The following is a 19,606-nucleotide window of genomic DNA, read 5'->3' as shown; positions in this document are numbered from 1 at the left end:
TGGCGGGCCGGGGAGGCCGGGGGTCGGGAGTAGGGCCGACCGGCCCTGGCGCCGGTCTGCCCGGGGCGGGCAAGGTGAGCGGGGCGGCTCCGACCGCGGAGCCCACCAGGGACCACGGAGCACCTTGATGACGCGAGACGCCGACGCCGATCTGGACACCGGAGCGCACGTACGTACGGGATCCGGCGACGGGGATCGTGGGCGCGGGCCGATCAGGGTGTTCCTGCTGGACGATCACGAGGTGGTGCGTCGCGGGGTGCACGACCTGCTCGACGGCGAGCCCGATCTGACCGTGGTCGGGCAGGCGGGCACGGCCGCGCAGGCCCTCGCCCGGGTGCCCGCCCTCCGGCCCGAGGTGGCCGTCCTCGATGTGCGGCTGCCGGACGGGGACGGGGTGGGCGTCTGCCGTGAACTGCGCTCGCGGATGCCGGAGCTGGCCTGTCTGATGCTGACCTCCTTCGATGACGAGGAGGCACTGCTGGACGCCATCATGGCGGGCGCGTCCGGCTATGTGCTGAAGCAGATCACCGGCACCGACCTGGTCGCCGCGGTGCGCCGGGTCGCCTCCGGGCAGTCCCTGCTCGACCCCGGCGCCACCGCACGGGTGATGGCCCGGCTGCGGGGCGGCGAGCGGCCTGAGGAGGGGCCGCCGGGGCTCTCGACGCTCACCGGCCGGGAGCGGGAGATCCTCACCCTGGTGGGTGAAGGGCTGACCAACCGCGAGATCGGTGAGCGCCTCTACCTCGCGGAGAAGACGGTCAAGAACAACATCTCCCGGCTGCTGGCCAAGCTCGGGGTGGAGCGCCGGGTGCAGGCCGCCGTACTGGCCGCCCAACTGCCCGGGCCCGGGCAGCCGGTCCGGCCGGGTGGAGGCGGCCGCCCGGCGCGGCACGGCCGTCCGGGATAGGGCACGGGGCGGGACGGCGGCTGCCGAACGGACCCGTTCAGCGGACCCGTTCAGCGGACCTCGCGGTGGATCGGGCAGTGGATCCGTCAGGGGATCCGGCGGTGGATCCGGCGGTGGATCCGGCAGTGGATCCGCCAGGGGGATCCGGAGGCGGAATCGGCGGTGGATCTGACGGAGGGTCATGACACCGCTACGCTGCTGCCCGTACCTGGAGGGCCGGCCGCGGGAGGAAGATTCAGTGGGCGTGGAGGAGCCGTGGTCCCGGATGCCCGGGATGCGGCTGGACGAGCTGCTGGAGGAGCTGCAGGCCCGTATCAACGCCGCCCGCGGCACCCGGGACCGGGTGCACAGCCTGCTGGAGGCCGTGGTGTCGGTCGGCCGGGAGCTGGACCTGGCGCAGGTGCTGCGGCGCATCGTGGAGGCCGCCGCGCTGCTGGTGGACGCGCGGTACGGGGCGCTGGGCGTCATCGGGCCGGACGGCCGCAGCCTCTCGCGGTTCCTGACCACCGGGCTCGACGAGGCCGGGATCGCGCGGATCGGCCAGCTCCCGGCCGGCCACGGGCTGCTCGGGGAGATCATCCGCAACCCGGAGCCGCTGCGGCTGCGGGAGTTGGGCGAGCACCCCGCCTCATACGGCTTCCCGGCGCACCACCCGCCGATGCGGACCTTCCTCGGGGTGCCGATCCTGGTCCGCGACGAGATCTTCGGCAACCTCTACCTCACCGACAAGCGGGGCGGGCTGGACTTCGACGCCGAGGACGTCTCGGTGATCTCCACGCTCTCGGTGGCCGCCGGGGTGGCGATCGACAACGCCCGGCTCTACGAGAGTTCGCAGCGCCAGCAGCGGTGGTTGCAGGCCAGCGCGGAGATCACCAGCAGTCTGCTCTCCGGCAGTCCGCGGCTGAAGGTCCTGGAGTTGATCGCCCGCCGGGCCAAGGAGATCACCGGGACCCGGCTCGCCGATGTGTCGGTGCCCATGCCCGGCACCGACGAGTTGGTGGTCGAGCTGGCGCTAGGAGGGGAGGAGGAGGCGAGGCGGGGCCTGGTCATCCCGGTGGAGGGCACCCTGTCCGGGGCCGCCTACCGGGCGGGCAAGCCGGTCACCACCATGACCGTCGCCGACGACCGCCGCTTCCCGGCCGGGCCCCGGCAGTTCGCGGGGGGACTGGGACCCGCGGTCGCGGTCCCGCTGGGCACCGGCGCCGAGGACACCCGGGGGGTGCTGCTGCTGGCCCGGCCGGAGGGCGAACCGGTGTTCACGGTGGGGGAGCTGGACCCGCTGCTCGGCTTCGCCGGGCAGGCGGCCCTCGCCATGGAACTCGCCGAGCGCCGGGACGACGCCGAGCAGATCGCCCTGCTGGAGGACCGCGACCGGATCGCCCGTGATCTGCACGACCTCGCCATCCAGCGGCTGTTCGCGACCGGGATGACCCTGCAGAGCGCGGCCCGGCTGGTGGACCACCCCGGCGCGGCCGAACGGGTCGAGCGGGCGGTCGGCGACCTGGACGAGACCATCAGGATCATCCGATCGACCATCTTCGGGCTGCGGGCCCGGGACGACGACACCGGGCCCAGTCTGCGCGCCCAGGTGGCCCGTGCGGTCGGCGAGGCCGGCACCGCGCTGGGCTTCCCGCCCCGGCTGAGCATGGAGGGGCTGCTCGACACCGATGTGCCGGGCCCTATCGCGGGCCATGTGATGGCGGTGCTCACCGAGGCGCTGAGCAACGCGGCCCGGCACGCGCACGCCACCCGGCTGGAGGTCGGCCTGCGGGCCACCACCGACGAGGTCGTGCTCACCGTGGTGGACGACGGCTGCGGTATCCCCGCGCAGGGGCGCCGCAGCGGGTTGCGGAACCTCCAGGAGCGGGCGGGCGCCGCGGGCGGGGCGTTCGAGGTGGACCAGGGCCCCGACGGCGGGAGCCGCCTGGTCTGGCGCGCCCCGCTCACCCGCGACCGGCACTGAGCCGGGGCCCGGCCCTCAGCGGCAGGACGGGGAGCAGAGCGTCCCGGCTCCGCGGGCGGACCCGCAGCTCCTCGGGGCCGCCGTGGGGTCCTGCGGTGCCGGCGCCGGTGCCGCGGCTTCGCCGTCCGGTACGTGGATGGGTGCCCCGGCCGGTACCGAGGAGGCCGGTACGGGTACGGAGAAGGCCGGTACCGAGGAGGCCGGCTCCTCCTCCAGCCGGGAGCCGGTCACGATGCCGGGACGGATCCGCAGCAGATACTCGTCGGACGCCGGCGAGGGGTACGGCAGCGAGCCATGGCCCGTAGCCGGGGTGGCGCACCCCTGGGCGTATCCGGTCACCACGATGCTCCAGCCCACCCGGGTCACCGGGTCGACCAGGTCCGCCTGGTAGGCGACGACGGTGCCCGGGCCCTCGGCCGAGGCCGTGAGCGAGGCGGCGGCCGCCCGGTCGTACAGCCGTACGAGGATCTCGTCGTCGACCACCACATGGTGGCCGACCAGCACCGCGGGCAGGGCGTCACGGGTGCAGACCAGGCGCCCCAGGGTGACCCCGGCCAGCAGCTCTATCGCCTCGGCCCGCGTCGGGTGCATACGCCGGGGGCAGGGCCATCGGCTCGGCGCCGTACCCCTTGCTCCGCCGGGGGAGCGGGTCCCGTTCGTTCCGTACACTCCGTACACTTCCGGCTCCTTCATGGCCGATGCGCCTGGTGGGCGGGCTAACCGAACGAGCAGGGGATGGCCTGGTCCACGCCGAGGATCCGGAAGACTCTGCCCGTCTGCTTGGGCACGCGGCAGAGGCGCAGCTCGCCGCGGCTGTCGCCCTCGCCCGCCCGGCGCCTGCGCAGCCGGAGGAACAGCTCGGCCCCCGAGGTGTCGCAGAAGGTCACCCCGGACAGGTCGAGCAGCAGCCGTTCGTCGGTCTGTCTGGCGACCAGCGCGAGCTCCGGTTCGATGCGGGCGGAGGTGTCGAGGTCGAGCTCCCCGCTCAGGGCGAGCGCCGTCGTCCCGTTGCCGCGGGAGATAACCGTCAGGGAAATCGGGGTGGTGGTCATGCGCTGGCCTTTCCGAGGGCGGTGCGAGGTGGCGGGGAGGAAGGAGCACGGGCGGCCTGCCTCCCCGCCACCGCCAGACCACCACCTCCCCGCCGCCCGGCGACAGGACCCCCGGGCTCCCGCCGAGGGCCGAAGGTCCCGACCTTCGCCGTCCCCGCCCTCCGGACCCAACGCCGCGCGACCCGCTCGTACGCCCCGGGCGGCGCGATCCGGTCGTACGGCCCTCAGACGGCGTGCGAGGCGGCCGGACGGGAACCCGCCCGGCGCCATCCCGCCCTGCGGGACCACCCGCCGCAGGGGCCTCGCGGGCGACCACCCACGAGCGGCGGCCACCGTGCGGACCCCCGCGCGGCGGCGGATACTCACCGTGTTCGACCCGGAACGGAGAACCGCATGAGCGACGACGCACCGGCCCGCACCACGCTGGCGCCGGAGGAGGCCGACGCCCTGGACGCGCACTGGCGCGCCGCCAACTACCTCGCGGTGGGGCAGATCTACCTGATGGCCAACCCGCTGCTCCGCGAACCGCTGCGGCCGGAGCACATCAAGCCGCGGCTGCTCGGCCACTGGGGCACGTCCCCCGGCCTCAACCTGGTCCACACCCACCTCAACCGGGTGATCAAGGCCCGCGATCTGGACGCGCTCTGCGTCTGGGGGCCCGGGCACGGCGGACCCGCCGTACTGGCCAACTCCTGGCTGGAGGGCAGCTACAGCGAGGCCTATCCGGACGTCAGCCGGGACGCGCCCGGGATGGAGGCGCTGTTCCGGCAGTTCTCGTTCCCCGGTGGCGTACCGAGCCATGTGGCCCCCGAGACGCCCGGCTCCATCCACGAGGGCGGGGAGCTCGGCTACTCCCTGGCCCACGCCTACGGCGCCGCGCTGGACAACCCGGAGCTGCTGGTCGCCTGCGTCATCGGCGACGGGGAGGCGGAGACCGGGCCGCTGGCCGGGTCCTGGCACGCCAACAAGTTCCTCGACCCCGTCAATGACGGCGCCGTGCTGCCGATCCTGCACCTCAACGGCTACAAGATCGCCAACCCCACCGTCCTCGCCCGGCTGCCGCAGGACGAACTGGACCAACTGCTGCGCGGCTACGGCCATGAGCCGCTCCATGTCTCGGGCGACCGGCCGGCCGAGGTGCACCAGGCGATGGCCGCCGCGCTGGACCGGGCCCTGGACCGGATCGGGGAGATCCAGCGCGCGGCGCGGGAGCAGGGCGCCACCGAACGGGCGCGCTGGCCGGTGATCGTCCTGCGCACCCCCAAGGGCTGGACCGGTCCCGCCGAGGTGGACGGCAAGCCGGTGGAGAACACCTGGCGCGCCCACCAGGTGCCGCTGCCCGGCGTCCGGGACGATCCAGGCCATCTGGCGCAGCTGGAGGAGTGGCTGCGCTCCTACCGCCCCGAGGAGCTGTTCGACGAGGACGGCCGCCCCCGGTCGCGGGTCCTCGCCTGCGTTCCGGACGGCTCACGCCGGCTGGGCGCCACCCCGCACGCCAACGGCGGGGTGCTGCTGCGCGCCCTGCCCCTGGCGCCGCTGGAGCGCTTCGCGGTCCGGGTGGACAAGCCCGGGGCGAGCCGCCACCAGCCCACCGAGGTGCTCGGCGACCTGATCGAGCAGATCATGGCGGACACCGCCGACCGCCGGGACTTCCGGCTGGTCGGCCCGGACGAGACGGCCTCCAACCGGCTCCAGGCCGTCTACGGGGCCACCGCCAAGGTCTGGGGCGAGGAGATCCTGCCCACCGACGAGGACCTGGACCGGCACGGCCGGGTGATGGAGGTGCTGTCCGAGCACCTGTGCCAGGGCTGGCTGGAGGGCTACCTCCTGACCGGCCGGCACGGGCTGTTCTCCTGCTACGAGGCCTTTGTGCACATCGTGGACTCCATGGTCAACCAGCACATCAAATGGCTGAAGACCTCCCGCACACTGCCCTGGCGCGCCCCGATCGCCTCGCTCAACTACCTGCTCACCTCGCATGTCTGGCGACAGGACCACAACGGCTTCTCGCACCAGGATCCCGGCTTCATCGACCATGTCCTCAACAAGAGCCCCGATGTCGTACGGGTCTATCTGCCGCCGGACGCCAACACCCTGCTGTCGGTGGCCGACCACGCGCTGCGCAGCCGGGAGCACGTCAACGTCATCGTCGCCGGGAAGAACGCCGCCTTCGACTGGCTGGGCCTGGACGAGGCCCGGGCGCACTGCGCGCGCGGGGTCGGCATCTGGGACTGGGCCGGGACCGAGCGCACCGGCGACGTGCCCGATGTGGTGCTGGCGTGCGCGGGCGATGTGCCCACCCTGGAGGTGCTGGCCGCCGCCTCGCTGCTCCGCACCGAGCTGCCCGAACTGGCGGTCCGGGTGGTCAATATCGTGGACCTGGCCCGGTTGATGCCGCACGAGGAGCACCCGCACGGGATGAAGGACGCCGAGTACGACGCGCTGTTCCCGCCCGAGAAGCCGGTGATCCTCGCGTACCACGGCTACCCCTGGCTGATCCACCGGCTCGCCTACCGCCGCCGGGGCCACGGCAATCTGCATGTCCGGGGCTACAAGGAGATGGGGACCACCACCACGCCCTTCGACATGGTGGTCCGCAACGACCTGGACCGGTACCGGCTGGTGATGGACGTGATCGACCGGGTGCCCGGGCTCGCGGTCCGGGCGGCCGTGGTGCGCCAGCGGATGGAGGACGTCCGCACCCGCCACCATGACTGGATCCGCGCGCACGGCACCGATCTGCCGGAGGTCGCCGCCTGGAGCTGGCCGAGCTGACGGCCGGGCGCCCGTACGACACGACCGCCGGCCGCCGCACCCGGGAACTCCGGGGCGGCGGCCGGCGGGAGGGCGAAAAGTACGGCCGGGGGCTTCAGCGGCGGCCCTTGAGCCGTTCCAGCGCGGCCACGCCCACGGCGGCCAGCCCGATCTGGATCAGCAGCTCGATCCAGTCGATCCCGTCGCTGTCGGCCACGCCCAGCGCGGCGGCGATGGCCGTGCCCACGAGGGCCGCGAGGATGCCGACGCCGATCGTCCACAGCACGCCGATGCGCTGGCGGCCCGGCAGCACCAGCCGGCCCAGCACACCGATGACGATGCCGATCACGATGGCGCTGATGATTCCCGAGATCTCCATCCCGCTTCCCTCCACAAAGGCACCCGCCGGCGAGCGGCGGTAGTTTCGAACAGCTGACGGATGCCCCGCGCCGACACCGGCACACGCCTCCGCTTCTACAGTTTTGTAAAAGGCGGCGGCAGTACATGGTCGCCGACCGCGTCCGTGCTCAGGCAGAGCGAGCAGACCACCGCATCGTGCGTCTGGCAGGCCGCCACATCCGGCCGCTCGTACGGGCGGCGGCAGACATGGCAGTCGTACACCGTCCCGCTGGGGTTGCCCTCCGCGTCGAGCAGCGGCTCGGCGATGCCGTCCCCGGTGCGCCGCAGGTAGTAGCGGCCCCGGGTGGCGAGCGCCATCAGCGGGGTGAGGGCGAAGGCCAGGACGACCGCGGCCACCGGGGAGTACGGCTGGAGCGTGTCGCCGAACAGCCCGAAGTACAGGGCGATCGACAGCCCGGAGGAGGCGGTGAAGGCGACCACGCCCACCGGGTTGACCGCGTACAGCATGCCCCGGCGGAACTCGGGCTGCTTCGGGGACAGCCCCAGCAGGTACTTGTTGACCATGATGTCGGTGGCCACGGTGACCACCCAGGCGATCGCGGTGTTCGAGTAGAAGCCCAGAATCGTGTTGAGGAAGCTGAACATATCGGCCTCCATCAGGATCAGCGCGAAGCCCAGGTTGACCAGGACGAACACCATCCGGCCCGGATAGCGCTTGGTGACGCGAGTGAAGGAGTTCGTCCAGGCCAGCGAGCCGGAGTAGGCGTTGGTGACATTGATCTTGATCTGGCTGATCACCACCAGCACCACCGCCAGCGGGATCACCAGCCAGGACGGCATCATCGCGTCGAAGGCGGCCTGGAACTGCCGGATCGGCTCGGTCGCCGCCACCGGTCCGGCCTGGGAGAGCAGATAGACGGCGAGGAAGACCCCGATGGCCTGCTTCAGCGCGCCGAGCACCACCCAGCCGGGGCCCGCCATCACCACCGCGGTCCACCAGGAGCGCCGGTTGGCCGCGGTCTTCGGCGGCATGAAGCGCAGATAGTCGATCTGCTCGCCGATCTGCGCGATCAGGGAGAGGCACACCCCGGCGCCCAGCAGCACCGAGGCGGTGTCCACGGCCCCCTCGCCGTCGGTGCCCGCGTAGGACAGGAAGGCGTCCACCGTGCCCGGGTCGGCGGCCACCAGGTACACCAGCGGACCGACCATCAGCAGCAGCCAGACGGGTGTGGTCCACACCTGGAGCTTGCTCAACGCCTTCATCCCGTAGATCACCAGCGGGATCACCATCAGCGTGGAGACCAGATAGCCCAGCCAGAGCGGCAGCCCGAAGCCGATCAGCAGCCCCTGGGCCATGATCGAGCCCTCCAGGGCGAAGAAGATGAAGGTGAAGCTGGCGAAGATCACGCTGGTCAGCACCGAGCCGTAGTAGCCGAACCCCGAGCCGCGGGTGATCAGGTCCAGGTCGATGTTGTACCGGGCGCTGTAGTACGCGAGCGGGAAGCCGGTCACGAAGATGACCACCGCCGCCACGGCGATCGCCACCAGGGCGTTGCCGCTGCCGTGCGCCAGCGCGATCCCGGCGCCGATGGAGAAGTCCGCCATATAGGCGATCCCGCCGAGCGCGGTGGTCGCCACCACCATCGGCGTCCAGCGGCGGTAACTCCGGGGCGCGAAACGGAGGGTGTAGTCCTCCAGGGTCTCCCGCACCGCCTGGTCGCCGGCCGCGTCCGGCGGAGGCGGAGACGGTGGGGCGGTGGACGGCGACCCGGCCGCCTCGGGGACGCGGTCCGCCTCGGTCGGCTGCGACTCGGTGGTGCTCATGCCGGCCCCCTTCGGGGTGCGGTGTGCGGGCTGCGGGTGCGGTACGCGCCGGGCATCGGCCTGCCGTGCCCGCGCGGACCGGCCCGTGTGGCGTCGTCGGCAGCACGGGCGAGCGGGGGCGGGGGTGCGGCGCCGGGCCGCGGGCGCCCACCCCGGCGGGGGCGCGCCATACGGCACGGTGGGGGGCGCGACCCCCGTCCCTGGCCGGACAGGCTAGGCAGCCCGTGTTACCGGCGGGTCCCGCCCGTTTGAACGGCCCGTCACCGGAACCTCACCGCGACGGGGCCCGCGCGGGTGGGCCGCAGCTGCCGATCATCCGTCCTCCGGATATCGCTCGGCCGTGCGAGCCCTCATACCAGAGCGGGAAGCCGGGTGGGCAACTTTCCCAACTGCGCACCGCGACCGGCTTCTTGCTGACTACCGTGAGTGCCCGGTGATCAACGGTCCGCGCACCGGTGTGCCATTCCGCATGCCCGCGCACGCCGTCGAACGCCCGTCCGCTCCCCGCCCGTGCCCGCACCCAGGACCCCGTACCAAGGACGTCGATGTCTCACCTTCGCGCCCCCGCCGCGCGACCGGACCGCCGTGAGGGCGGGCGGCACGGCCGGCCAGGCACCCGTTCCCTGCCCCACCCCGGCCGGCCGCGCACCCCGTCGACCACCCCGGACACCCGTATACGCCTCCGGCTGCTGCGCGCCGCCGGACTGCCCGTCGTCGCGGTCGCCCTGGGCGCCACCGCCGTGGTGCTGGTCACCCTCCGCACCACCGGAGCCCACCCGTCCGCCGGACTCTGGGCCCTGCTCGTCGGCTTCACGGCGCTCACCGTCGGCGCCGTCGGCCTCGCCGTGCTCGCCGCCAACCGGGCCGCCGCCTCCGTCCGCGACCGCTGCGACGCCCTGCGGCTCGCCACCGGCCGCGCGCAGAACGACCTGCGCTCCCTGGTGGAGCAGCTGCGGCGCGGCGAGAAGCCCCCCGCCCGCCAGCCCGCCATCCAGCCGACGGCCCAGTCGGACGAGTTCGGCATGCTGGCGTACGAGCTGACCCGGGCCCACGAGGCGGCCGCCACCGCCGTCGTCCAGGCCTCCCGGCTCTCCAGCAGCGTGGGCAACGAGCAGAAGGTCGAGGTCTTCGTCAACCTCGCCCGGCGCCTCCAGTCCCTCGTCCACCGCGAGATCCAGCTCCTGGACGAGCTGGAGAACGAGGTCGAGGACCCCGAGCTGCTCAAGGGCCTGTTCCACATCGACCACCTGGCCACCCGGATCCGCCGCCACGCCGAGAACCTCGCGGTGCTCGGCGGTGCCATCTCCCGCCGCCAGTGGTCCAACCCGGTCACCATGACCGAGGTGCTGCGCTCCTCCATCGCCGAGGTCGAGCACTACCCCCGGGTCAAGCTGGTCCCGCCGATCGACGGCACCCTGCGCGGCCACGCCGTCGCCGACGTCATCCACCTGCTCGCCGAACTGGTCGAGAACGCCACGGTGTTCTCCGCGCCCGGCACCCCGGTGCTGCTGCGCGCCACCCATGTCACCGCCGGGCTCGCCGTCGAGGTGGAGGACCGCGGCCTGGGCATGCCGCCGATCGAGCAGCACCGGATGAACGCCCTGCTCACCGACCCCGACCAGGTCAACGTCGGCCATCTGCTCCAGGACGGCCGGATCGGGCTGTACGTGGTCTCGGCGCTGGCCCGCCGGCACGGCATCGCGGTCCGGCTCCAGTCCAACATCTACGGCGGCGTCCAGGCCGTGCTGGTCCTGCCGCAGGAACTCCTCGGCGACGAACCGGCCGAGGACGCCGACGACCGCCGGCCGGCCCTGGCCGAAGCGGGCGACACGGCCCTCGGCTACGAGCGGGCCGCCCTCGGCTATGACCAGGCGGCCGCCTCCGCCGAACCCCTCCGCCCCCCGGTGCCCGCGCCCACCCAGGCGCCGGTGGCGGTGCCGGCCCCCGTGCCGGGCAGCGACGCCCCGGTACCCCCGGCCGACAGTCCCGCCGCCGAACCGCCCGGCCGCCCACCCGCCGTACCCGTGCCCTACCCGGCGGTGACCGCGGCAGCCGACACCGGCCGCGAACCGGCACCCGTCCCCGTACCGCCGCCCGCCCTCTCCGTACCGCCGCCGTCCGGCCCCCGGTCGGCTCCGCCCGGGCGGCCCACCGACGGGTACGGCCACGAGAACCGCTACGAGAACGGCTACGAAAGCGGCGGCCTCGTGGAGACCGCGGAGCGCCCCCGGCTGCCCCGCCGCCGGGCCCAGGAGCACCTCGTCCCGGAGCTCAGGGACGCCCCCGCCCCCCGGTCCCACGCCCAGGACGAGCAGGCCCTGCACGACCCCGAGCTGATGGCCGCCTTCCGGCGCGGCATCGGACTGGCCGAGTCCATGCCCGGGGTACGGGAGACCCCGGCCGCCCCGCCCGGAACGGTGCCGTACGACCTCCCGGCCCACGGCACCCCGCCGTACGGCGTCGCCGTCCCGCACCCCGCCCCCCACCCGCCCCAGCCCCACGACGCCCACAAGGAGTAGATGCACCATGGCGAGCGATGCGCCGAACGGCCACTCACCGGACCTGGACTGGCTGCTCAGCGGTCTCATCCAGCGCGTGCCGCACACCCGGAGCGCCGTACTGCTCTCCTCCGACGGACTGGTGAAGGCGGTGCACGGGCTGGACCCCGACCGCGCCGACCATATGGCCGCCCTCGCCTCCGGGCTGTACTCGCTCGGCCGGAGCGCCGGCATCCGGTTCGGTGACGGCGACGAGGTCCGCCAGGTGGTGGTGGAACTCGACACCACCCTGCTGTTCGTCTCCACCGCCGGCTCCGGCACCTGTCTGGCCGTACTCGCCGGCCGGGAGGCCGACGCCGCGGTCCTCGGCTACGAGATGACCATGCTGGTCAAGAGCGTCCGGCCCTATCTGGTCACCCCGGCCAGACACCCGGCGGCGGCACCCGGCGGCACGAGGCGCTGACCGTGCGACGCCGACACGACGCGCCCTGGCTCGACGACGCGGCGGGCCGGCTGATCCGGCCCTACACCGTCAGCGGCGGCCGCACCCGGCCCACGGCGGCCCTCGACCTGCTCTCCCAGGTCATCGCCACCGGGTCGGCCCCGCAGCCGCACCTCGGCCCCGAGCACTGCATGGCCCTCGGGCTGTGCGCCGGACCCACCTCGGTGGCCGAGGTCGCCGCGCACTTACGGCTCCCGGCGGTCGTCACCAAGGTGCTGCTCTCCGACCTCGTGGACTGCGGGGCGCTGGCCGCCCGCGCCCCCCGGTGCCACGACGGTCCCACCGACCGCTCCCTGCTGGAGGCAGTGCTCGATGGCCTACGACGACGCCTGTGACCACACCCTTGACGACGGCCTTGACGGTGGTTTCGGCCGGGCTCCGGACGCGTCACCCGGGGCGGCGCCCGACCCCTTCCCCCACGCCCTGAAGATCCTGATCGCGGGAGGGTTCGGTGTCGGGAAGACCACCTTCGTCGGCGCGGTGAGCGAGATCGAGCCGCTGAGCACCGAGGAGGTGCTCACCACGGTGAGCGCCGCCACCGACAGCCTGGAGGGCGTCGAACGCAAGACGACCACCACCGTCGCCCTTGACTTCGGCCGCATCGGCCTGGACGACCGCCACATCCTGTACCTCTTCGGCACCCCCGGCCAGGAGCGCTTCTGGTTCATGTGGGACGAGCTGTCCGAGGGCGCCCTCGGGGCCGTGGTGCTCGCCGACACCCGCCGGCTGGAGGCCTCCTTCTCGGCGGTGGACTTCTTCGAGCGGCGCGGCATCCGGTTCGTCGTGGCGGTCAACGAGTTCGACGGCTCCTACCACTACGACCCCGAAGAGGTACGCGACGCGATCGACCTCCGGCCCGAGGTGCCGGTGGTGCTGTGCGACGCCCGGATCGCCAGTTCCGGAGTCCAGACCCTGGTCACCCTCGTCCAGCACCTGCTGGACACCAACCCGGCCCCCGCCCCGGCGCCGACCTACGGAGCACCGACATGACATACGACCCGACCGGCCATCTGCTGCTCACCCCCGCCGATCCGGAGGCCCCGCAGCGCGTGCGCCGGCTGCGCGAACTGGGGCTGGGCGACCGCCCCGACCCGGCCTTCGACGCCTTCGCCGAACGGCTCGCGCAGGTGACCGGGGCGCCGTACTCGATGGTCAACTTCATCGACGAGAACCGGCAGTTCTTCGCCGGGCTGCACACCCCGACCGGGCTGCGCACCGCCGGCGACCTGGACGCCACGACCGCCGCCAGCGGGGCGGTGGGCCGGTTCATGGACCGCGACCACGGCTACTGCCCGCATGTGGTGGTACGCCGCAAGGCGCTGGTGCTGGAGGACGTCTGCGACTACCCGCGGTTCGCCGGCAACCCCGTGGTGGACGAGATCGGCATCCGCTCCTATCTGGGCGCGCCGCTGATCGACCGCACCGGCACCGCGCTCGGCACCATCTGCGTGGTCGACACCGAGCCCCGCCCCTGGGGCCGGGCCGGACTGGAGACGATCAAGTCCCTGGCGGCCGAACTGGTCGAGCAGATCCACCGCAGGGAGGACGGCACCCGGTAGCCGCGCCCGCCCCGCTGTCCCTCCGCCCGGCCCCGGGTCTCCCGGGCCGGGCGCATGCGTGAGTCGGCATGGGAGGGCCTACCGCACCGGCTCGGCCCGTACCAGCTCCGAGAGCCGCTGCGACCACTGGCCCTTCGCGGTGCCGAGCGCCACCTCCCCCAGTCGCAGCAGCTGGACGTCGGAGGTGCCCGCGGGGGCGAAGATATGGTGCGCGTCGCGCAGATGGCGTTCGACGGGGCGGTCGGTGAACAGCCCGGCCGCCGCGTGGATCTCCATCGCGTCGCGCGCCGAGTCCAGCGCCGACTCCACATTGACCAGTTTGGCGTTCATCAGCTCCGCGTCGCACGGCAGCCCCGCGTCGAGCAGATGCACCGCGTGGTAGGCGGCCAGCCGGGAGGTCATCAGCCGGGACTGCATCCGGCCCAGCTTCAGCCGTACCGAGGGCAGTTCGTGCAGCGGCTTGCCGTAGCGCACCCGCTCCGCGCAGAAGCCGGTGGTCTCCTCCAGGACCGCCTGGTGGATGCCGAGCGACACGGCGGTCAGATTGGCCCGCCCGTACAGCACACTGGAGGAGTACGCGACCGCCAGCCCGTCGCCCTCCTCGCCCAGCCGATGCCCCGTCGGCACCCGGCAGTCCTCGAAGACCAGCTCGCCGAAGCTGAAGCCGTGCAGCCCCATCGCCTCCCGCTGCTCGGCCACCCGTAACCCGGGCCGGCCGGCCTCCACCAGGAAGGCGGTCAGCCCCCGGGAGCCCGGCCCGGTGCGCACCACCACCCCGTGCAGATCCCCCACATGGCTGTTGCCGACATACACCTTGTGGCCGTTGAGCACATAGTCGCCGCCGTCCCGTACGGCCGTCGCGGCCATGCCCAGCACATGCCCGCCCGACTCCGGCTCGGTCACCGCGATGGTCGGCAGGCACTCGCCCGCCGCCACCGCCGGCAGCCACGTCTTGCGCTGTTCCTCGCTGCCGAAGTGCACGATCTTGGCCGCCCCCAACTGCGAGGCCTGCACCATCGCTCCCATCGCGGCGCTGACCCGGGACAGCTCCTCGATGATGATGGTCTTGCCGAGGTGCCCGACGCCCATCCCGCCGTACGCCCGGCCGATGGTCGCCCCCAGCCAGCCCTGCCGCGCGATCCGGCGGGACAGCTCATGGTGGACCGACCGGGCCGACTCCATCGCCGGTATCAGCGGTCTCACCTCGTTCTCGGCGAACTCCCGCACCGTGCTGCGGAGCTCATGATGGAGTCGACTGCTGAAGTATCCGTCCATGCGCGCGCCTCCTCGCGGAACGCCTGCTGGTGGCTCGGCCGGGCAGCGGTGCGTCGGCGTGCTCCCGTGCCGGTGCCCGCCCACCCGCCCGTACGAGGTCCGCATGACCGGAAAGAGGGAGCGCGTGGATGGGGCTGTCCGTTCTTCACCGCAAGCCTTTCCCTTCGCGCTTCTTTCTGCCACATGCCAACGGCATCGCGTTGACGCCTCTTTGGCCCAGGTGCCGCCCCGGCGGCCCATCGGGTCACAGCCGCCCCACCCGCCCCACCGGTCCGCCCGTCCGGACCCCCTCCGCCACCCCGGAACCGCCGGGCCCGGCCCGCCCCCACTCCGGCCGGAATCCGGCCAGGGCACGGCGGTACGGCGCCATCGGACGCCTGGCATATGCCTCCTCCCGGCCCGGCGCCGCCCCCGCCTCGGGCGCGTGGTGGTGCCCGACGGCGCACACGGCGCCCCCACACCCCGCGCAACGCGCCCCCGGGCCCTCGAACACCACGGACGCCGTCCTGGCCGGCGGGGCCCGGGGGAAAGCGGTTCGTGATCACCCGCCGGAGTGGGGTATGGTTTTCCTGCACGCAGGGCCGAGGGAAACCGCAGGTCAGACGGGCAACGGGACGTGGCGCAGCTTGGTAGCGCACTTGACTGGGGGTCAAGGGGTCGCAGGTTCAAATCCTGTCGTCCCGACGTGAGAGAGTCGGTTATCGAGGGCCGGTTTCGGAGACATCCGAAACCGGCCCTCGGTCGTTCTCGGGGATCGGTCGGAGACCGGCGTGCCTGACCGGGGTCAGCGGGTTCTGGCAACGGGGCTGGGCAGCGAGCGCGGGGCGCGCAGTGCGCTGTCGTGTGCCGAGAGCGCCACCTCAGCCGCCGTGATCTTGTGGACGCCCGGGTGCAGGTAGCGTTGGGTGGTGGGTCAGCGACCCGTGGCCGGCGATCCTGCGGAGGACGTGCACCTGCGCCCCGGCGTCGGCGAACCAGGTCAGTGTGGTGTGCCGGAGGTCGTGGCGCCGCAGGTGCTCGTAGCCGAGCTCGGTGACCACGTGGTCCCGGTGTGTGGCGTCGCGTAGGACGGCGGTGGAGATGCGGCCGCCTCGCGGGCCGGTGAACAGGCGGGCGTCGGGATCGGGCCCAGCGGTGGCCGCCCTCCGGACGGGCCAGCAGAGCGCGCAGGGCCGGCCGAACGGAGGAGCTCCTCGCTGTCCATCCTGCCGCAGTCCTCACCGGCCGCCGCATCCACCGGATGGTGGACGCGAACGGCTCGACCGAGCCGAACTTGTCCTGCTGTCCCTGGCCTTTGTCATGTGTGCGGGGATGGTCGGGTGCGCCCTAGGCGGCGTCGAGTTGCTGGGGTAGCGCGGTCTGGCCGTCGAAGGTGAGAAAGACGTTGGTCCACCCGCGGTGAACCTCGGCGTTGGCGACGCTGGTGACCTCCCAGCTGGCGTCGACTACGCCGGGGCCGCAGGGCAGGGAGCCGACGCCGGAGGGCATGGCCAGCGGCAGGATCTGCATGGCGGTGAAGGACACGTCCACCGTGGTGCCCGTCGGTTCTGTGCAGGTGTAGGTGCCGCCGATGGTGAGGTAGCCGTTGAGGTGTGGTGGATCGGCCGGCGAGGCGGAAGCCCACTGCAGCTGTATCGACTTGACGCCCTGCTCCGTGGCGGGGGTGGCCGAGGCGGCGGGCGCGGCCGTCGCCAAGGCCGCCGCGGTAAGACAGGTCAGGGCGGAGACAGCGCGGCGAGCGAACGGTGACATGGTGACCTCCCGCGGTCGGCTGGGCGCTCACAGGCTGTCCGTCCTGTGCGGTGGGGCGGCAGTCGCATGGGGCGGCGCGTGGACGCAATGCCCGGGGCGCATGCCGGGTGGAGAGCAGGCGGAAGGGGCCGGGCGGTGGTGGGCCCGCCGAGGGCCGGCCTGGGGAGGTGACCGAGTGTGGCGTTCCAACTCGGCGTTCCAGGGACCTTGCGTATGCCCAGGCCAGAGGGCGTTTCCGCGTTCCACCGTCCCGGGTTGCCCGGAATTCCTGGCTGCGTGGAGGAAGTGCCGCACATGCTTGGGGCGTTCACACGTGACCCGTATGTACGGCATCACTTGCACCTCGACATCGGCATCTCAGGGAGTCTCTGTATGTCTCGTTCCGCCACCAACTCGCGCCGCCGCACGGCCGGCGTGGCCGCCGCAGCCTTACTGCTTCTGGGGCTGCTGACCGCGTGCGACTCCGGGTCCTCGGACGCCGGCGCGCCGCATCCCAGTGCCTCCCCGAAGGTCAGTTCGCCCACCGGCCCGCCCGACGCGGGTGCGAAGGGCTCCTCGACGCTGTCCCAGCCCGAAGGCGGCGAGCTGAAAATCCAGGAGGGCGAGGAGCTCGCCCCCCGGCAGCTCCGGCTGAGCGTCGACGGCGGCATCGACACCCTCACCGAGGTCTCCGCGATCACGCTGGACCAGCCCACCCAGCAGAACCCGGCCGACGGCCTCCGGCTCATCCCCGGAGAGCAGTCGCAGGCGGGCACGGTGACCGTGACCCGCGGTTCCGAGCAGTCCCAGCAGTTCACCGACCTGATCGACGGCAAGACCCAGCCCGGGTCGGCGTCGCTCGAACAGTTGGACTTCGCGGGCAACGTGATGAAGCAGTTCATTCTGCAAGAGCCCAGGGTCGTCAAGGTCGAGAACGGCAGCACCCAAATCGTCACCCTCCACTTCACGAGCCTGACGGTCAGCTAGGGCCTGTGGTGTCGGTGGCGTCGTCAGTCGGGGTCGAAAGCCGACCAGCGTGGTCGGCGCTGCCGGAGCTGTCGGCGCGGATCGTCGGCCACTCCTTTGGGACGACGGGTGGGCGCAGGCGGCGGCTGCCGACGGATACCGGGCGGCGCCGGTGGGGCGCTGGTCGCCTGGGGCGAGTTCTCGGTCGTGATCGCCGGTCTGGCCGCCGCCACTGAACCCCGGATCGGGTCGCCGGCCACCGCGTATGTGCTGCTGGTGCTGCTCGGCCCGCTCACCGCCCGCTGGTGGCGGCGTGCGGGCGCCGGCGGGACAGGTCTCCACGGCCGGTTCGGTGGCCGTCCCCACGACCGTCGCCACCGCTGCCGCTTGCCGGGCCGGAGGCCGGGGCGCGGCGGCTTCCCCCTCCTCGGACTTCTCGGACCCGGCCGACTCCTCGGGGGAGCCCGCGGCGACTCAGTGAGCCGCGGCGTCCGGGCCCGCGACCTCGGGCCACAGGTGTACCAGTGTGCGCACGGTCTCGGTGATGGCGGGGCGGCGGGCCGCGCCGGTGCGCCACAGGGCCCGCAGCCGCCGGCTCGGCACCGGGTCCAGCCGGACGGCCCGTACCCCCACCGCAGCGGACCTCAGCCCGACCGGGGCGCCAGGGCGATGCCGGGGCCCGCCGCGACCAGGGCGAGCTGGGTGTGGTTCTCCTCGGCGCGGTGGACGATCCGGGGCTCGCCGCCGGTCGCCCGCAGGGTGCGCACCAGCCAGTCGTGGCAGACGGTGCCCGGGGGCGGGGAGATCCACCGCTCGGCGGCCAGTCCTCCCGGCATACCGACGCCCGGTGCGCCGGCGGATGGCCGGCCGGCACCCGGAGGTCGCACAGGTCCCCCCCGATGTCGGCCGCCGCGACGCCTGGCGGGACCGGCACCGGTGCGATGTCCCCGTCATGGGCCACCGCCAGGTCGACCGCCCCGCGGGCCACCAGCTCCACCGACAGACGGGGGTCGATCTCCTGGAGGCGGGCGTCCGGCTCCGGATGGCGGCAGGAAAGGTGGCCGGCGCCTCACCGCCCCGTACGCCGGCAGTGCGTGGGCCACTTGGTCCCACCCCGCGGGTATCGGAACCTCGTGTAGGGTGCGCGCGATGGAGATCTTCCATTTGCGGTACTTCGTGGCGGTGGCCGAGAAGCTCAGCTTCACCAGGGCCGCACAGCAGCTGCATATGGCGACATCACCGCTGAGCAGGCGGATCCGGGACCTGGAACAGGACCTGGGCACGGTGCTGTTCGAGCGGGACACCCACAGCGTCCGGCTGACCCGCGCGGGTGTGGCTCTGCTGCCCATCGCGAAGAACGCCCTGTCGGCGTTCGACAGCGTCCCCTGGCGGTTGCGGGAGGCGATCGCCGAGGAGGGCCGGACGGTGGTCTCCATGGGGATAGCGCCGGGCATCCACCTGAGCGTCCGTGAGCGGCTCCAGCAGCTGCAGGAGCGCGGCTCGGGGGAGTACCTGTTCAAGCGCTGGCCGGGCGGCAGCAGTGATCTGCTGGCTTCCGTGCGCCGCGGCCGGCTCGACTTCGCCGTGGTGCACCTTCCCGTGCACGCGCCCGGCATCCAGGTGAGGCGCGTGTTCGAGGAACCGCTGGGCGCGCTCCTGCCGGCCGCCGAGTTCGGGAGCAGGACGTCGGTCTCGCTGGGTGACCTCCTGGACCTGACGTACGTCACCATGTCTCCCGGGTTCGTCCCCACGTACTTCGAGCAGATCTCCGTACGGCTGGCCGCGGCGGGCATCAACCGGAGGATCACGCTCGACAGCGCGGACTACGGCAGCGTGCGGGAGGTCATCGCCAACGGATCCTCCTTCGCCCTCACCATGCTCGACCCCGGGAACCCGATCAGGGAACTCGACAAGGGTGAGTGCGTCATCCTGCCCTTCGACGACTTCCGTCCCATGCTGGCGACGGGCCTCATCTGGCCCGAGGAGCGCGCCGCGGACGGCGGCGACCTGCGGGCGCTCGTGGCCCATATCGAGGACGTCTTCTGACGGTATCGGCGCCCCGTGCCGTGCCGCTCGCCTCCGCGCCGGCGGTGTGACCGCGCCGGTCATACCGTTCTCCCCGAGTCGGTATCACCTAATGATTGCCTGAGGCAACTGGAATTCCTAGCGTGGACGGTGAAGGCGAGAGGGCACCGCCGGACCGTCCCGGCGGGTG

The 19,606-nt window shown here is 72.9% G+C and carries 16 protein-coding genes, 1 tRNA gene and 2 pseudogenes; 11 read left to right on the top strand and 8 right to left on the bottom strand.

All coding sequences use genetic code 11. From position 1 onward, the window contains the following. Positions 1-127 precede the first annotated feature (127 nt). A complete protein-coding gene (locus ABZ945_RS06865; protein ID WP_361265052.1) occupies positions 128-907 on the top strand; it encodes a response regulator transcription factor in 780 nt (259 codons plus the stop codon). A gap of 274 nt (positions 908-1,181) precedes the next feature. After that, positions 1,182-2,870: a GAF domain-containing sensor histidine kinase gene (locus tag ABZ945_RS06860; RefSeq protein ID WP_361265285.1), complete on the top strand. Its 1,689-nt coding sequence runs from the start codon at positions 1,182-1,184 to the stop codon at positions 2,868-2,870. A gap of 15 nt (positions 2,871-2,885) precedes the next feature. On the opposite strand, the gene ABZ945_RS06855 is transcribed toward ABZ945_RS06860, so the two are convergent. Both ABZ945_RS06855 and ABZ945_RS06850 read right to left on the bottom strand, forming a co-directional pair. Continuing rightward, a complete protein-coding gene (locus tag ABZ945_RS06855; RefSeq protein WP_361265049.1) occupies positions 2,886-3,461 on the bottom strand; it encodes a pyridoxamine 5'-phosphate oxidase family protein in 576 nt (191 codons plus the stop codon). A gap of 125 nt (positions 3,462-3,586) precedes the next feature. Continuing rightward, complete coding sequence (locus tag ABZ945_RS06850; protein ID WP_361265046.1) at positions 3,587-3,922, bottom strand: STAS domain-containing protein; 336 nt, start codon at positions 3,920-3,922, stop codon at positions 3,587-3,589. 393 nt (positions 3,923-4,315) lie between these two features. On the opposite strand from ABZ945_RS06850, the gene ABZ945_RS06845 reads away from it, so the two are divergent. Next, entirely contained in the window at positions 4,316-6,697 is a 2,382-nt protein-coding gene (locus tag ABZ945_RS06845; RefSeq protein ID WP_361265043.1) for a phosphoketolase family protein, read from the top strand. A gap of 94 nt (positions 6,698-6,791) precedes the next feature. Here ABZ945_RS06845 and ABZ945_RS06840 read toward each other — a convergent pair whose 3' ends face one another. Further along, positions 6,792-7,055: a GlsB/YeaQ/YmgE family stress response membrane protein gene (locus ABZ945_RS06840; protein ID WP_361265040.1), complete on the bottom strand. Its 264-nt coding sequence runs from the start codon at positions 7,053-7,055 to the stop codon at positions 6,792-6,794. A gap of 95 nt (positions 7,056-7,150) precedes the next feature. Beyond that, complete coding sequence (locus ABZ945_RS06835) at positions 7,151-8,860, bottom strand: allantoin permease (protein ID WP_361265037.1); 1,710 nt, start codon at positions 8,858-8,860, stop codon at positions 7,151-7,153. 545 nt (positions 8,861-9,405) lie between these two features. Between ABZ945_RS06835 and ABZ945_RS06830 the strand changes: the two genes are divergently transcribed. From ABZ945_RS06830 to ABZ945_RS06810, 5 genes are read left to right on the top strand one after another with little or no spacing between them, the layout of a single operon-like run. Further along, positions 9,406-11,379, top strand: coding sequence for an ATP-binding protein (locus ABZ945_RS06830; protein WP_361265034.1), 1,974 nt, complete (start codon positions 9,406-9,408; stop codon positions 11,377-11,379). A gap of 7 nt (positions 11,380-11,386) precedes the next feature. Further along, positions 11,387-11,821 carry a roadblock/LC7 domain-containing protein gene (locus tag ABZ945_RS06825; protein ID WP_361265032.1) on the top strand — a complete coding sequence of 145 codons (435 nt, stop codon included), beginning with the start codon at positions 11,387-11,389 and terminating at the stop codon, positions 11,819-11,821. Between the two features lie 2 nt (positions 11,822-11,823). After that, positions 11,824-12,195 (top strand): DUF742 domain-containing protein, encoded by a 372-nt coding sequence (locus ABZ945_RS06820; RefSeq protein ID WP_361265029.1) that lies wholly within the window; start codon positions 11,824-11,826, stop codon positions 12,193-12,195. Next, the gene (locus ABZ945_RS06815; protein WP_361265026.1) at positions 12,173-12,850 is read left to right on the top strand and encodes an ATP/GTP-binding protein; all 678 of its coding nucleotides are present in this window, start codon (positions 12,173-12,175) and stop codon (positions 12,848-12,850) included. The genes ABZ945_RS06820 and ABZ945_RS06815 overlap by 23 nt, the downstream gene beginning before the upstream one ends. Continuing rightward, positions 12,847-13,419 (top strand): GAF domain-containing protein, encoded by a 573-nt coding sequence (locus ABZ945_RS06810; RefSeq protein ID WP_248633676.1) that lies wholly within the window; start codon positions 12,847-12,849, stop codon positions 13,417-13,419. The genes ABZ945_RS06815 and ABZ945_RS06810 overlap by 4 nt, the downstream gene beginning before the upstream one ends. A 78-nt stretch (positions 13,420-13,497) precedes the next feature. On the opposite strand, the gene ABZ945_RS06805 is transcribed toward ABZ945_RS06810, so the two are convergent. Next, entirely contained in the window at positions 13,498-14,694 is a 1,197-nt protein-coding gene (locus ABZ945_RS06805) for an acyl-CoA dehydrogenase family protein (RefSeq protein ID WP_361265022.1), read from the bottom strand. 610 nt (positions 14,695-15,304) lie between these two features. Between ABZ945_RS06805 and ABZ945_RS06800 the strand changes: the two genes are divergently transcribed. Continuing rightward, positions 15,305-15,378: transfer RNA gene (locus ABZ945_RS06800), tRNA-Pro, on the top strand. A 100-nt stretch (positions 15,379-15,478) separates the two neighbouring features. On the opposite strand, the pseudogene ABZ945_RS06795 reads toward ABZ945_RS06800, so the two are convergent. Together ABZ945_RS06795 and ABZ945_RS06790 are read right to left on the bottom strand one after the other, a co-directional pair. Then, positions 15,479-15,830, bottom strand: a pseudogene (locus ABZ945_RS06795) (site-specific integrase); the annotation flags it as partial. Between the two features lie 190 nt (positions 15,831-16,020). Then, positions 16,021-16,446 (bottom strand): hypothetical protein, encoded by a 426-nt coding sequence (locus tag ABZ945_RS06790; RefSeq protein ID WP_361265020.1) that lies wholly within the window; start codon positions 16,444-16,446, stop codon positions 16,021-16,023. Between the two features lie 372 nt (positions 16,447-16,818). On the opposite strand from ABZ945_RS06790, the gene ABZ945_RS06785 reads away from it, so the two are divergent. Beyond that, on the top strand, positions 16,819-17,412 hold the full coding sequence (locus ABZ945_RS06785; protein WP_361265018.1) for a hypothetical protein: 594 nt from the start codon (positions 16,819-16,821) through the stop codon (positions 17,410-17,412). 453 nt (positions 17,413-17,865) lie between these two features. Here ABZ945_RS06785 and ABZ945_RS06780 read toward each other — a convergent pair. Then, a pseudogene (locus tag ABZ945_RS06780) lies at positions 17,866-18,436 on the bottom strand (LysR substrate-binding domain-containing protein); the annotation flags it as partial. Positions 18,437-18,540: 104 nt separating this feature from the next. Here ABZ945_RS06780 and ABZ945_RS06775 point away from each other — a divergent pair. Continuing rightward, the gene (locus ABZ945_RS06775) at positions 18,541-19,437 is read left to right on the top strand and encodes a LysR family transcriptional regulator (protein WP_361265015.1); all 897 of its coding nucleotides are present in this window, start codon (positions 18,541-18,543) and stop codon (positions 19,435-19,437) included. Positions 19,438-19,606 lie beyond the last annotated feature (169 nt).

The sequence above is a fragment of the Streptomyces sp. NPDC046887 genome (assembly GCF_040644755.1).
Taxonomy (GTDB): Bacteria; Actinomycetota; Actinomycetes; order Streptomycetales; family Streptomycetaceae; genus Streptomyces; species Streptomyces lichenis.
This window is presented reverse-complemented; position numbering and strand designations above follow the sequence as displayed.

Bases quoted from the DNA above. Each gene is read 5' to 3' on its own strand.
- ABZ945_RS06790 (WP_361265020.1), bottom strand. From the start codon at position 16,446: ATGTCACCGTTCGCTCGCCGCGCTGTCTCCGCCCTGACCTGTCTTACC.
- ABZ945_RS06865 (WP_361265052.1), top strand. From the start codon at position 128: ATGACGCGAGACGCCGACGCCGATCTGGACACCGGAGCGCACGTACGT.
- ABZ945_RS06840 (WP_361265040.1), bottom strand. From the start codon at position 7,055: ATGGAGATCTCGGGAATCATCAGCGCCATCGTGATCGGCATCGTCATC.
- ABZ945_RS06785 (WP_361265018.1), top strand. From the start codon at position 16,819: ATGTCTCGTTCCGCCACCAACTCGCGCCGCCGCACGGCCGGCGTGGCC.
- ABZ945_RS06825 (WP_361265032.1), top strand. From the start codon at position 11,387: ATGGCGAGCGATGCGCCGAACGGCCACTCACCGGACCTGGACTGGCTG.
- ABZ945_RS06860 (WP_361265285.1), top strand. From the start codon at position 1,182: ATGCGGCTGGACGAGCTGCTGGAGGAGCTGCAGGCCCGTATCAACGCC.
- ABZ945_RS06775 (WP_361265015.1), top strand. From the start codon at position 18,541: ATGGAGATCTTCCATTTGCGGTACTTCGTGGCGGTGGCCGAGAAGCTC.
- ABZ945_RS06845 (WP_361265043.1), top strand. From the start codon at position 4,316: ATGAGCGACGACGCACCGGCCCGCACCACGCTGGCGCCGGAGGAGGCC.
- ABZ945_RS06805 (WP_361265022.1), bottom strand. From the start codon at position 14,694: ATGGACGGATACTTCAGCAGTCGACTCCATCATGAGCTCCGCAGCACG.
- ABZ945_RS06815 (WP_361265026.1), top strand. From the start codon at position 12,173: ATGGCCTACGACGACGCCTGTGACCACACCCTTGACGACGGCCTTGAC.
- ABZ945_RS06855 (WP_361265049.1), bottom strand. From the start codon at position 3,461: ATGCACCCGACGCGGGCCGAGGCGATAGAGCTGCTGGCCGGGGTCACC.
- ABZ945_RS06830 (WP_361265034.1), top strand. From the start codon at position 9,406: ATGTCTCACCTTCGCGCCCCCGCCGCGCGACCGGACCGCCGTGAGGGC.
- ABZ945_RS06850 (WP_361265046.1), bottom strand. From the start codon at position 3,922: ATGACCACCACCCCGATTTCCCTGACGGTTATCTCCCGCGGCAACGGG.
- ABZ945_RS06810 (WP_248633676.1), top strand. From the start codon at position 12,847: ATGACATACGACCCGACCGGCCATCTGCTGCTCACCCCCGCCGATCCG.
- ABZ945_RS06835 (WP_361265037.1), bottom strand. From the start codon at position 8,860: ATGAGCACCACCGAGTCGCAGCCGACCGAGGCGGACCGCGTCCCCGAG.